The 12,461-nt window shown below is 66.4% G+C and carries 13 protein-coding genes; 7 read left to right on the forward strand and 6 right to left on the reverse strand.

Features of this window, described 5'->3' with window-relative positions; genetic code table 11:
• Positions 1-195: 195 nt before the first annotated feature.
• From FJ930_RS16235 to FJ930_RS16245, 3 genes are read left to right on the forward strand one after another with little or no spacing between them, the layout of a single operon-like run.
• Entirely contained in the window at positions 196-1,392 is a 1,197-nt protein-coding gene (locus tag FJ930_RS16235; RefSeq protein WP_246676934.1) for a tetratricopeptide repeat-containing protein, read from the forward strand.
• 40 nt (positions 1,393-1,432) lie between these two features.
• The gene (locus FJ930_RS16240; protein WP_141839007.1) at positions 1,433-2,977 is read left to right on the forward strand and encodes a hypothetical protein; all 1,545 of its coding nucleotides are present in this window, start codon (positions 1,433-1,435) and stop codon (positions 2,975-2,977) included.
• Positions 2,977-4,479 carry an aminotransferase class V-fold PLP-dependent enzyme gene (locus FJ930_RS16245; RefSeq protein ID WP_141839009.1) on the forward strand — a complete coding sequence of 501 codons (1,503 nt, stop codon included), beginning with the start codon at positions 2,977-2,979 and terminating at the stop codon, positions 4,477-4,479. Before FJ930_RS16240 ends, FJ930_RS16245 begins: the two co-directional genes overlap by 1 nt.
• A gap of 108 nt (positions 4,480-4,587) precedes the next feature.
• Here FJ930_RS16245 and FJ930_RS16250 read toward each other — a convergent pair whose 3' ends face one another.
• The 5 genes from FJ930_RS16250 to FJ930_RS16270 all read right to left on the reverse strand — a co-directional run bounded on the left by FJ930_RS16250 (position 4,588) and on the right by FJ930_RS16270 (position 6,794).
• The gene (locus FJ930_RS16250; RefSeq protein ID WP_140741478.1) at positions 4,588-4,860 is read right to left on the reverse strand and encodes a hypothetical protein; all 273 of its coding nucleotides are present in this window, start codon (positions 4,858-4,860) and stop codon (positions 4,588-4,590) included.
• Positions 4,861-4,969: 109 nt separating this feature from the next.
• Positions 4,970-5,365 (reverse strand): alcohol dehydrogenase catalytic domain-containing protein, encoded by a 396-nt coding sequence (locus tag FJ930_RS16255; RefSeq protein WP_246676935.1) that lies wholly within the window; start codon positions 5,363-5,365, stop codon positions 4,970-4,972.
• A 44-nt stretch (positions 5,366-5,409) separates the two neighbouring features.
• Positions 5,410-5,682 carry a hypothetical protein gene (locus tag FJ930_RS16260; protein WP_140741480.1) on the reverse strand — a complete coding sequence of 91 codons (273 nt, stop codon included), beginning with the start codon at positions 5,680-5,682 and terminating at the stop codon, positions 5,410-5,412.
• Between the two features lie 180 nt (positions 5,683-5,862).
• Positions 5,863-6,612: a thioredoxin family protein gene (locus tag FJ930_RS16265; RefSeq protein WP_141839011.1), complete on the reverse strand. Its 750-nt coding sequence runs from the start codon at positions 6,610-6,612 to the stop codon at positions 5,863-5,865.
• Entirely contained in the window at positions 6,609-6,794 is a 186-nt protein-coding gene (locus FJ930_RS16270; RefSeq protein ID WP_140741484.1) for a hypothetical protein, read from the reverse strand. Before FJ930_RS16270 ends, FJ930_RS16265 begins: the two co-directional genes overlap by 4 nt.
• Positions 6,795-6,910: 116 nt before the next feature.
• Between FJ930_RS16270 and FJ930_RS16275 the strand changes: the two genes are divergently transcribed.
• From FJ930_RS16275 to FJ930_RS16285, 3 genes are all read left to right on the forward strand, one after another.
• Complete coding sequence (locus tag FJ930_RS16275) at positions 6,911-8,131, forward strand: helix-turn-helix domain-containing protein (RefSeq protein WP_141839013.1); 1,221 nt, start codon at positions 6,911-6,913, stop codon at positions 8,129-8,131.
• An 89-nt stretch (positions 8,132-8,220) separates the two neighbouring features.
• Entirely contained in the window at positions 8,221-8,853 is a 633-nt protein-coding gene (locus FJ930_RS16280; RefSeq protein WP_140612006.1) for a PQQ-binding-like beta-propeller repeat protein, read from the forward strand.
• Positions 8,854-9,078: 225 nt separating this feature from the next.
• Positions 9,079-9,909, forward strand: a complete 831-nt coding sequence (locus FJ930_RS16285; RefSeq protein WP_141839015.1) for an aldo/keto reductase — start codon at positions 9,079-9,081, stop codon at positions 9,907-9,909.
• Positions 9,910-10,130: 221 nt separating this feature from the next.
• On the opposite strand, the gene FJ930_RS16290 is transcribed toward FJ930_RS16285, so the two are convergent.
• Positions 10,131-10,436: a hypothetical protein gene (locus tag FJ930_RS16290; RefSeq protein ID WP_141839017.1), complete on the reverse strand. Its 306-nt coding sequence runs from the start codon at positions 10,434-10,436 to the stop codon at positions 10,131-10,133.
• 497 nt (positions 10,437-10,933) lie between these two features.
• Between FJ930_RS16290 and FJ930_RS16295 the strand changes: the two genes are divergently transcribed.
• Positions 10,934-12,436 (forward strand): ATP-binding protein, encoded by a 1,503-nt coding sequence (locus FJ930_RS16295; RefSeq protein WP_141839019.1) that lies wholly within the window; start codon positions 10,934-10,936, stop codon positions 12,434-12,436.
• Positions 12,437-12,461: the final 25 nt, after the last annotated feature.

Here is a 12,461-nt window from a genome sequence, read left to right on the forward strand (position 1 = left end):
GGCCAACAGCGGCCAACGCTGCGATCCGCCCGCCGGGCCACAAGGCTCGCACAAGCGCCGGAGCCCAAAGTGCCACCGCACATCGTGCAGGCGGCGTGGAGGCTGAACCGGCCGTAACCACCGCGTGGCAGAAGGCTTGAGGGCTTGAAAAGCGCGGCAGTTCAAATCGAGACGTTCGACGATCGGAATCTGATCATGGGCAAGGCGCCCATCGTGCGGGCCGTCTTCGAGGGGCGGGATATCTCGCCATTGTGGAACGGGCTGTTCGGGCGCATTTCCGCCGATGTCACCGATGCCGTGGCATTCCTGGACGTGTCCATCCTGCTTCATGCGATCGGCGAGGAAGACAAGGCGGCGCTCAGCCAGAAGGCGGCGCTCGAGATCAGCCGCCAATACCGGGTCCGCAATGGACGCGGTACGGGCCTGAACGTCCTTGTCTTCATGACGGCCGGCGACTTCATGGCCAACACGCCGATCGAATTCCTGCTCGAGGATTCCGACACGAACCTGCTGCTCTATTATGTCGATGCCGACACGGCCGATCTGAAGGACGTGCCCGAGCATGACGTCGCGTTCGTGGCTGTCGGCGAGTCGGCGGCAAATCTGGCCGTGCTGGCGAACCTCGACCGGCTGCTGCGCGATTGGGCCGGGCCCATCGTCAACAACGCGCCGCGCCGCATCATGGCGCTGTCCAGGGACGGCGTCGCCGAGGCGCTGAAGGAAGAGCCTTCGATCCTGGCTCCGCCCGCCGCGCGCATTGACCGGGCCGTGATCGAGAGGCTGGCTCGCGGGGAAATCGAGGTCGGGGCAATCCTCGCGGCGAAGGCGTTTCCGGTGATCGTGCGCCCGGCCGGCACGCATGCCGGCAAGGGGATGGAGAAGATCTCCACGCGATCGGAGCTTTCGGCCTATTTGATTTCGCATGCCGAGGCCGAATTCTATGTCACGCCATTCATCGACTATAGCGGGACGGACCGCAAATTCCGCAAGCAGCGTGTCGCGTTCATCGACGGGCGCCCCTATGCCAGCCATCTCGCGGTTTCCGAACATTGGATGGTCCACTATCTGAATGCCCGCATGACCCAGCACGAAGGCAGGCGTGCCGAGGAAGCGGCGTGGATGGCCAGCTTCGACAGCGATTTCGCGGTGCGCCACGCGCATGCCTTCGAAGCCCTTCACCGGCGCCTCGGGCTGGACTATTTCGCCATCGATTGCGCTGAACTCGCCGACGGCCGGCTGCTGGTGTTCGAGGCGGATGTGGCGATGATCGTCCATTCGATGGATTGGGAGAGCATCTTTCCCTACAAGAAGAGCGCCATGCGCAAACTCTTCGCGGCATTCGAAAATGCGCTGGCACGGCGCACGGCGCGCGTGAACTCGACGCCGCTTTGATCGCAATCAACTCACCACCGCCCTGACTTCGGAGACCATCATGCCTGCAATTCAGCGCGGGATATTGCCGGTGCCGACGGGCCCGGACCTGGAAACGATCGGCCGCGACCACCGCGCGGATTCGTCGGCATCCGTTTCGTTCCTGCTGCAGACAGGCGGCGACAAACGCATCTGGCCGGATGCGATCACGCGGCGCAACCGCTATGGCACGCGCGCCACGCCGGCGGACGACGAGATCTCGTTCTCGTCGACGACGGCAAGCAACATCTCCCGCGAAGGGTTCCAGGCGGCCAGTGCCGGGCTCGCGCGTCTCATCGATATCGCGTCGCCTTCCCCTGTCGCCTCCGAGCAATGGTTCGCCGACATCCGGGACCGGATCGCCGGCAATCTCGGCTGCGCGGGCGCGCAGGTGGTGCTCGCGGCTTCCGGAACGGATGCGGAGCTTCTCGCGCTCTGCATGGTCGCGGGCGTCTCCAGGCGCCCCTTGACCAATGTGCTTGTCGCGCCCGATGAAACGGGAAACGGCGTTCCACGGGCGGCGGCAGGATTCCATTATTCGGATTTGACCGCCCTCGGCAGCACCGTCGAGGCTGGTGCGCCGCTTGAGGGGCTGCCGCCGGACCGCATCGAGGTGCGCACGATCGCCATCCGCAACGAGACGGGGGAGCCTCGCCACCAGCATGACATCGATGCCGACATCATCGCCACCGTCGAAATGGAGCTGAAGCGGGATCGCGATGTCCTCGTCCATGTGCTCGATGCGTCCAAGACCGGGTTGCCGGCCGTAACCCGGCAGGCGGCGCGCCACGTCGCGGCCCTTGCCCCGGACCGGGTGCGGGTCATCGTCGATGCCTGCCAGTTCCGCGGCTCGATCTCGCGATTGAGGCAGGACCTTGCGGATGGTTTTCTGGTGGCCTTGACCGGATCCAAGTTCGTCGCTGGCCCGCCTTTTTCCGGCGCTCTCCTTATCCCTACGGCATTTGCCGAGGAACTTGCCGCCAGATCCGACATTCCAGCGGGCCTTGCGGAATACAGCGCGGCGCAGGACTGGCCCGCGGCCCTTCGCCAACGGACGCGGTTCGGCTTCAAGTCGGAATTGAACCTGGGACTGGGGTTGCGCTGGGTCGCGGCGCTCGCCCATCTCGACCGCTACGCCGCGATCGACGAATCCCGGCAAAGCCTCGTCAAGGAGCAGTTTGTCCGGCTGGTGCGGTCTCGAATTGGTGCGGTGAAAGGCATCTCGCTGCATCAGGATGATGAAGGCGACCACCTCGGCTCCCGTGCCATGGTCCCGTTGACCGTCATGAATGGGGCCGGCGCTTTCGCGTCGTTCGAGGAGTGCCAGAGCATCCAGCTGTCGATGCGCGGTCTCGACGGGGGGCCGATCTGCCATGTCGGGCAAGCCGTGCGGCTCGGTTCGCGCACGGTCCTGCGCGTCGCCGCGTCCGCTCCCGACGTGATCGGCGTTGCGCAGGCGATGTCGGCCGGCCAGCCGCTGCACCAGGCGTTCGCTCCGATGGAAGCCAGGCTCGACGTCTTCTTCCACAAATTGTCGGCGGCCCTTCATCATCACCGAGGCGCCTGATGTCGCGGGCGATCGAGCAGGAGCGCGTGGCGGCAACAGAAGCGGCCGTCGGCAGCCTTGATCCATCTGACTGGGATCAGTTTCGCGAGCTCGCGCACGGCTTGCTGGACGACATGATCGCCCATGTCGAAACGATCAGGCAGAGACCGGTATGGCAGCGGCCCAGCGATGAGGCGCGCGCCAGGTTTGTCCGCCCGCTGCCGAAGCAGTCCCGCGAACTGGGCGATGTCCTGGACGACGTGCGCGCGCACATCGTGCCGTTCGCCACCGGCAACCTGCATCCGTCGTTCATGGGATGGGTCCATGGCGCGGGCACGCCGATCGGCATGGTCGCGGAAATCGTCGCCAGCGGCCTGAACATGAATTGCGGCGGCCGCGACCATGCCGGTCTCGTGGTCGAACAGCAGATCGTGCGCTGGATGAGCGAGGCGCTCGGCTATCCCGCTGGGGCAAACGGCCTGTTCCTCACCGGCTCGTCAATGGCAAACTTCGTCGCGGTGACGATCGCCAAGACCGAGGCGCTGGGTCAGTCCGTCCGCGAGGCCGGGCTGCGCGACTGTGACCGCCAGCTGGTCGCCTATACATCGGCCGAAGCCCATTCCTGCATCGCGCAGGCAATGCAGCTGTCCGGCATCGGATCGGCAAATCTGAGGACAGTCGCCGTCGACGATGCCGGGAGGATGCTGCCTGGCGCGCTGTGCGACACTATCGGGGAAGATCGGGCGGAAGGCTTCTTGCCGTTCCTGGTCGTGGGCACGGCGGGAACGGTAAACACCGGGGCGATCGATCCGCTGGCGGAAATCGCTGAAATCGCGTCCAGGGAGAAACTCTGGTTTCATGTCGATGGAGCGATCGGTGCACTCGCCGTGCTGTCCGATTCCCTGCGCGAACTGTTCAAGGGCATCGAGAATTCGGCATCGGTGGCGCTCGATTTTCACAAATGGGGCCAGGTTCCCTACGATGCCGGATTCCTGCTGGTGCGCGACGGCGATGCCCAGAAGCGCACGTTCGCACAGCCGGCCGCCTATCTGCAGCGCGGCGACCGCGGGCTCGCCGCCGGCGAAACCTGGCCCTGTGATCTCGGCCCGGACCTGTCGCACGGGTTCCGCGCCTTGAAAACATGGATGACGATCGAAGCGCTTGGAACCGATCGCATCGGCGGCTCGATAGCACACACATGCAGGCTCGCCCGCCATCTCGCCGAAACCCTGGGACGCCACCCTGCATTCCAGCTGAAAGCGCCCGTGGCGCTCAACATCGTCTGTTTCGGCATTCGCGGGGCGGGCTCTGAATTCATCCGCGACCTGGTGCTGGATCTTCAGGAATCCGGCCTGGCCGCGCCTTCGTGGACGACCCTCAATGGCGAGCTGGTGGTGCGCTGCGCCATCGTCAACCATCGCACGACAGAGGCCGACATCGACGGGTTCGTGGATACTCTCGACAGGTATTTGGCCGATAGCGCGTTTCGTCCCGCGCCCGACGCGCCGGTTCGTCCCTGCTGATCGTTGGTGGCACTGCGCGAGAGGGACAATTACCTTTCCCGGAGCTCCGCCGGAGCGCCAAGGCTTGCCCGCACACGTCTTTTCAGGCTGACACGGGTCGGCTCAGGGCTATGCCTTCGCTTCGACCAGGATCACCAGCGATTCCGGCACCACGCCGTCGAAGGCCATCGCATCGGCGGCCTGCTTGCTCTTCATCATCGCCGCCAGGGCGTCCATGTCGGGAACGTCCATCATCACGGCCACGCGTTTCGGGTTCTGCGGATCGACGAACGTACGGATGTTAGTGATCCCGATCGAGCCGAAAAGTTCCCTGCGCTTGGGTGAACCGAGCCAGTGCTTGGTGTCCTTCGTGATGTCGTGATGGCCAATGATTGTCGGCATGGCATCCTCCCCAAGGTGACGCCGGCGGCCGAAATCGCCCGCCTGATGCTGCGATCCACCTGTGCAAGCACTGAGCGCCGTTTCCCCGGACCTGTCAATTAGCTATTGCTCATACATAACGCGAGGCCACAAGGCCCCGCCAGGCGGTGACGCCCGTGCAGGTGAGCGTTGCCGCTTCGGCATGTGTGTAGCCGGCCGGCGCTTTGGTGGCGGGCGTCATGACGCCGTCCAACCACCAGGGGTAGAAGGTGCTGACGACGCTGTCGCCGGGCCTGAAGGCATCGACATCGTCGCCGACCGCGACGACTTCGCCGGCGCCGTCGGAGAGCGGCACCCGGCTGTCGGCGAGCGGCGTCTTGCCCCGAACCGCGAAATCGTCGCGCATGTTCAACGAACAGGCGCGGATCCTCACCAGAACGTCGCCTGGCCCTGGCTGCGGCGGATCTTCCTCGACCAGTTCAAGCCTGTCCAAGCCATCGGGCGCTCTCAGCCTGCCCAGTTTCATCGTCTTCTCCGTTATGCGGGGATGTCTGGTGCTGGGCGCTCGTTCTATCGGACCTGCCGGCCGGAGATCACCCGCAGCCAGGGCGCCAGATGGAAAGCGCTCATCAGCAGATACATCGCCGGCATTCCGGTCAGGATCGGGCCGGTCAGCGGCGAAGCGCCCATGCACAGCATGGCCGCGTCGCTGCCCTGAATGCAGGAAAGCAGAGCCATCAGGGCGAAGGTGGGTGCCGCGGCGAGGCACAGCCAGTCGGCGATGCCGAGGCTGGCGGTATTTTCGGGGGTCGCACTGCCGATGCCGGAATGGATATCGCTCATGGTCTTTTCCCTAATGGTCGCGAGCCGTCGGATCTGGTTTCCTCGCTCCTGCCAAAGACGTGGGAGGTGGCCGCGCAGCGGCCCGAGAGGGGCCCTCGCGGGCCCCCGCTCCGTCCCGGCTTCGCCGAGCCATCTTTCCCCCATTCCGTGGGGGCGAGGAACCAAGCTGGACAGTCCTTGCTACTCGCCCTTGTCGCGGAAAGCGGCTTCGCCGGCGGCGGCCACTTCGGCCCATTTCTTGTCGGCTCCGGCTTCGTAATTGTCGTGCCAGTTCCACCAGCTGTAGAGCGGGGTCTGGGGGTAGCCTTCGGGCGAGTCCTCCCAGACCTCCTGGCGGCCGAGCGGCGTGGCGTCGAGATAGCTCCAGACCGTGCCCATCGCCTCGTCGCCGCGGTTGTTGATGAAATAGGTGCGGAAGATGCGCTCGCCGTCATGGATGAACACGTTGTGGCCGTGCCATTCGTCGACGCCGAAATCCTTGTCGAAGCTGTCGGTGATTGTGTACCAGGGCATGTCCCAGCCCATCCGCGTCTTCAGCCGTGCGATGTCGGGCTGCGGCGCGCGCGAAGCGTAGGCAAGCGTGGTATCGCGGGCATTGAGATGGGCGAGGTGGCCGACCTGGTCGGCGCCCAGCGAGCAACCGCGGCAGGCGTGATCGGGCCAGCCATAGACGCCCGGCTCGAAGAAGGCGCGGTAGACGATCAGCTGGCGGCGGCCTTCAAAGAGGTCGAGCAGGCTCGCGTTGCCATTGGGGCCTTCGAAGACATAGGCCTTGTCCACTTCCATCCATGGCATGCGGCGGCGTTCGGCGGCGAGCGCGTCCTTGGCGCGCAGCGTCGCCTTCTCCTTCACCAGCATCTTTTCGCGCGCGGCGTCCCATTCCTGCCGTGAGACGATCGGCGGGGTCTTCATCGTCATGTGCTTGGTCATTGGTCTTCTCCTTTGTCAGTCATGGTGTCGTTGCGGGCTGTCGTTGCCTGGGCATCCTGAGCCATGGTGGAGCCGGGCGGGGCGGGCGGTGCAAATGCGATGGCATCCGCATCCTCGGGGCCGGCACAGCAGGGGTGGCGCTGGGCACGCCCGGTGCTGCCGTTGGTTGCGTCGGTGGACATTCGGTGTTCTCCGTTGTTGCGCCGCTCGCTGCCGATGCGGCTTGCTGCTTGGCTGCGGTGACTTAAGTTAGGGCGGAGCTTTTCGGGGTGGGAGTTACAAGTGTGACAGGATTTGAATGGACTCGCTGATCACGGCGGCGGCGCTGGCACTGGCCGGAGGCGATCCGCTCGGCGCGCTTGACCGGGTCGCCTTGCGCGAGGACGCACCGGCACTGGCGTTGCGCGGCATCGCCATGGCGCAGCTCGGCGACTTCGAGCGCGCCAAGCTATTGTTGCGGCGGGCCACGCGCGCCTTCGGCCCGAAAGAGGCCGTCGCGCGCGCCAGATGCGTCGTCGCCGAAGCCGAGATCGCGCTGGTCTCGCGCGACCTCGGCTGGCCGGCGAAGGCGCTCGACGCGGCACGCGCGACGCTGGAAAAGCATGGCGACCGGCTGAACGCGGCGCATGCCGGCCACCTCAAGGTGCGGCGCCTGCTGCTGATCGGCCGTCTCGACGAGGCCGAGCATGTGCTGGCAGGGCTCGACCCGACGCCGCTTCCGCCGGCGCCGCGGGCCGCCCATGAGCTCGCGGTCGCCGGCATCGCCATGCGGCGCTTGAGGACCCGGCCGGCGCGCGCGGCGCTGGAATGGGCCCGTAACGCCGCGCGCCAGGCCGGCATTGCCGGCCTCATGGCGGAGGTCGACAGCGCATTCCAGGCGCTGGAGGCACCCGCGGCACGGCTGATCATGCAGGGCGCGGAGCGGCCGGTGCTCCTCGAAGAGGTCGAGGCATTGCAGGGATCGCCAGCGCTGATCGTCGATGCCTTCCGCTATGCGGTGCGCAGCGGCGAGACCACGGTTTCGCTGGCGAGCCGGCCGGTGCTGTTCGCGCTGGCGCGTGCGCTCGCTGAAGTATGGCCTGGGGATGTGTCGCGCGAGGAGCTCGTGGCGCGGGCCTTCGGCGGCAAGCATGCCGATGAATCGCACCGCGCCCGCCTACGCGTCGAGATCGGCCGGCTGCGCGCCGAGCTCGGCGTGCTGGCGGATATCAGCGCCACCAGGCGCGGCTTCACGCTGGCGCCGCTTCAGGCGCGCGCCGTGATGGTGCTGGCGCGGCCGATCGAGGAACGGCACGCGGCCGTGCTTGCCCTGCTTGCCGATGGCGAGGCCTGGTCGAGCTCGGCCCTGGCGCTGGCGCTCGGAACCGGCCAGCGCAGCGTGCAGCGGGCGCTCGAGCCGCTCGCCGAGGCCGGCAAGGTGCAGTCCTTCGGCCATGGCCGGGCGCGCCGCTGGATGACGCCGCCGGTGGCGGGATTCACGACCACCTTGTTACTCCCGGCGCCGCTGCCGAACGGCTAGGACATGATCCCGAAGTGGAGCCTCTTTCGGAACGGATCATGCTCCAAGCAAACGAACAGGCAGGATGACATCATTGTGAGGATCAAGACATGAAACATTCAGCGGCCGAAATCCTGCGCGAATACGGGCCTTTTTCAGGGGTGGACCAGGTCGCGGGCGTGAGCTTCGACGGCAAGAATGTCTGGTTCGCCTCAGGCGACAGGCTGAACGCGTTCGATCCGGAAAGCGGGCAGACGCTGCGTTCGATCGATGTCGCCGCCCATGCCGGCACCGCCTATGACGGCCGGCATTTCTTCCAGCTCGCCGGCGACCGCATCCAGAAGATCGATCCCGATACTGGCGGGGTGCTCTCCACCATCCCGGCGCCCGGCGGCGGCCGCGACTCCGGGCTGACCTGGGCCGAGGGCACGCTCTGGGTCGGGCAGTACCGGGAGCGCAAGATCCACCAGATCGATCCCGAGAGCGGAAAAATCCTGCGCACGATCGAGTCCAACCGCTTCGTCACCGGGGTGACCTGGGTGGACGGCGAACTGTGGCACGCCACCTGGGAAGGCGACCAGAGCGATATCAGGCGCATCGATCCGGAGACCGGAAAGGTGCTCGAAAGGCTCGACATGCCGGCCGGCAAGAACGTGTCGGGGCTGGAATCCGATGGCGGCGACTGCTTCTTCTGCGGCAGCGGCCCCGCCGGCGTGGTGCGCGCGGTGCGCCGGCCGAGGTGAGGGTGCAGAGGCGGGAAAGGCGGACTACGAACCAGCGCCGCGTTCCTTCACGCCCCCCTTCTGTCCTGCCGGACAGAGGGGGTGCTTCGCGCCCGCTGTCCACAATTTGGCATAGTTACATCTCTCGCGAATTTGTCCGCCGGCGACTGGCCGTCGTCCCAGGTCGTGCCTAGATAGGCTGCGTCGGGCGATCGCCCGGACGTTCCTACGCAAAGGATTCCCATCATGCCTGAACAGATCACGTTGAACGACGGCGCCGCCATTCCCCAGCTTGGGCTTGGCGTGTGGCAGGTCGATCATGACATCACCGCGCAGGTGGTGGGCTGGGCAATCAAGGCCGGCTACCGGCTGATCGATACCGCGCAGGGTTATCAGAACGAGGAGGGCGTCGGCGAGGCGATCCGTGGTGCCGCCGTGCCGAGAAGCGAGCTGTTCATCACCTCGAAGCTGCGCAACGGTGCCCACCAGCGCGATGCGGCGTTACGCGCTTTCGACGATACGATGAAGAAGCTCGGCATCCAGCAGATCGACCTGTTCCTGATCCACTGGCCTGTGCCCAGCCAGGACAAATATGTCGAGGCCTGGAAGACCCTCATCGAGCTGAAGCAGGCCGGTCGCGTCAAGTCGATCGGTGTTTCGAATTTCAACAGGGACCATCTGGAGCGCATCATCGGCGAAACCGGCGTGACGCCCGTCGTCAACCAGATCGAACTGCATCCGCGCTTTCAGCAGCGCGAACTCAGGGATTTCCATGCTGGGCATGACATCCATACCGAAAGCTGGAGCCCGCTGGGCAGCGGCCGGCTGCTCAGCGACCCGACCATTGCGGGCATTGCCAGGAAGCACGGCAAGTCCGCCGCCCAGACGATCATCCGCTGGCATCTCCAGCAAGGGTTGATCGTCATCCCGAAATCGATCCACCAGGACCGCATATCGGCCAATTTCGACGTCTTCGATTTCGAACTGGACGCCCAGGATTTGAAGGCGATCGCGGGGATGGATGCCGCTGACGGCCGGACGGGGCCGAACCCGGCGACGGCTGCATTTTTGTTCTGAGAGGTTGCTCCTCTTCAGTGGAGAGGAGCCGGCGGCGAAGCTGCTGATCTCCCCCCTTGAGGGGGAGATGTCGCCGAAGGCGACAGAGGGGGTCGGTCCGACCTGACGCGACACCTTCTTTGCTGCAAAAAAGAGGCTGGCGCCTCACGCGCGGCAACCCCCTCTGGCCTGCCGGCCATCTCCCCCTCAAGGGGGGAGATCAGCAGCTTCACCGATGGCCCCTAAATCCCCGAGCCGTCCAACTGCCCGGTGTCGTCGCCCTCCCAAGGGGCAGGCATTGAGGCGCGGGCGAGGTTGGCCGAGGGTAGGGGCATCCAGCATTTCAGCTCTGGCTCGGCATATTCGATGACGCGGCCTGGAGAAGAATCAGAGGCGCGCCAGCCCTCTTCGGCGAACTGGTCGGCGCGCGACCAGTAGGCGAGGTCGACTTCAGCCGGTCCCTGTTCGGAGGGGCGGACCGTGACCAGGATCCGGCTGCCGTCCTTCGGCGCCGTCGACATGTGGCGCCACCGTTCGGGCTCGTCCATCGCGTTTCCTCCTCGCACTTGCCTTGCGCAGTCCGGGCTGGCGGCGGGCGTTCCCGGAACTGCTCTTCGCATGAAGTGTCGCCTCGCGCTCCGGGCCGGTCAACCCCGGCTTTGCGCCAGACAACCGGTTTCGTGCGGCGGCAATGATGGGCGATGAAGGTGGCGACCGGCGTATACTTGTGGAGAGAACTTGAAAACGCCGGCCGCCATTTGGGGCGTTGGGGTGCATCACATTGGGGTCGCGATGCAGGGTCAGGCTACGCGGATGCCCGACGGCTTCAATCGGAACGCCGGCCCATGGTGAACAGGTGGTTACTATCCACAGGCTCGATGGCGATCGGTCGGCTGCACCAGTCGCGCCTTGCCTGCTGGTCCCTACCGAGGCAATTCACCGCTCCTCACGGCTGTGCGCAACGCGAAGCCTCGGCCCGGTGCGGCTCGACGCGCCGCGATGGGGTTGATAAGCCCGTCTGCGAAGGGAGAGCCTGAGTCGAGACATGACCGTTGCGATCGAGATGGGCCACACCACGGCGGGCGCACCGGCGAACCTTGATCTCGAGGAGCTGCTGGCGACCCGTCTTCTGGTGCAGGGCAATTCGGGATCGGGCAAGTCGCATCTCTTGCGCCGGCTGCTGGAGCAGAGCGCGCCCTGGGTGCAGCAGACCATCGTCGATCCCGAAGGCGACTTCGTGTCGCTGGGCGAGCGTTATGGCCATCTGGTGATCGATGCCGAGGAGCATACCGAGCGTGGCCTGCAGGCGGCCGGCGAGCGGGCGCGCATCCATCGTGTCTCCACGGTACTCAATCTCGAAGGGCTCGATGCCGAGAACCAGATGCGGCGCGCCGCCGCCTTCCTCGGCGGGCTGTTCGAGGTCGCGCGCGATCACTGGTATCCGATGCTGGTGGTGGTCGACGAGGCGCAGCTGTTCGCGCCGGCGGTGGCCGGCGAGGTTTCCGACGAGGCGCGCAAGTTGTCGCTCGGCGCCATGACCAATCTGATGTGCCGTGGCCGCAAGCGCGGGCTTGCCGGCATCATCGCCACACAGCGGCTGGCCAAGCTCGCCAAGAACGTCGCGGCCGAGGCGTCCAACTTCCTCATGGGCCGCACCTTCCTCGACATCGACATGGCGCGCGCGGCCGATCTCCTGGGCATGGAGCGGCGCCAGGCGGAAGCGTTTCGCGACCTGGAGCGCGGGCAGTTCATGGCGCTGGGGCCGGCGCTGTCGCGGCGGCCGCTCGGCCTGCGCATCGGCCCGACCGACACAAGCCCGCGCAACGGCACGCCGCGGCTGATGCCGCTGCCGGGGGCAGCGCTCGAGGACGCGCGCGCGATCATCCTGGCGGCGCCGCCGCCCGAGACGGTGCGCGCGCCGCGCCGGACGGCGTCGCCTGATCTGCTCGACCAACTGATGGCGGCGAAATCGGCGGCGCTGGAAATCCGGCCCGAGCCGGTGGAACCGCCGATCAGCGCCGAGGATCTGGCCGAACGGCGCGAGCGGGTCGACCGTGTGCTGCGCGCCGTGCTGGCGGAGCCCGATGCGGGTTTTCGCGTCATCGGCGTGCTCTACCAGGAATTCGTCGTGCGCTGCCGCATCGAGGGGCTCGCCTCGGTGGTGCCTGATCTGCCCGCGTTCCGCCGCATGCTGACGCGCGCCCGCGCCGGGCTGGGGTCCGAGACCACCGAGGACGATGCGTGGCGCGACGTTTCGGTCCGCGCCTCCCTGCTGCCCGACGACATGCAGGGCGTGTTCATGATGATCGCGCGTGCGGCGAAAGAGGGCTGGCCGTGCCCGAGCGACGCCGCGATCGCCCGCGCCTATGGTTCGCACTCGCTGCGCCGAGCCCGGCGTCTCCTGACCTATATCGAGGAGCAGGGGCTGATCGTCTGCCAGGTCGACGGCACGGGCAAGCGCACCGTGACGTTGGTCGAACTCGCCTGGGCGACGGCGCCCGGCGATCCCAATGCCGAGGAGGCGGAGCAGGGGAGCTTGGCGCTGTGAGGGGACTATGACGCGTTCAGCATCC

This window comes from Mesorhizobium sp. B2-4-15, from assembly GCF_006658505.1.
GTDB lineage: Bacteria > Pseudomonadota > Alphaproteobacteria > Rhizobiales > Rhizobiaceae > Mesorhizobium.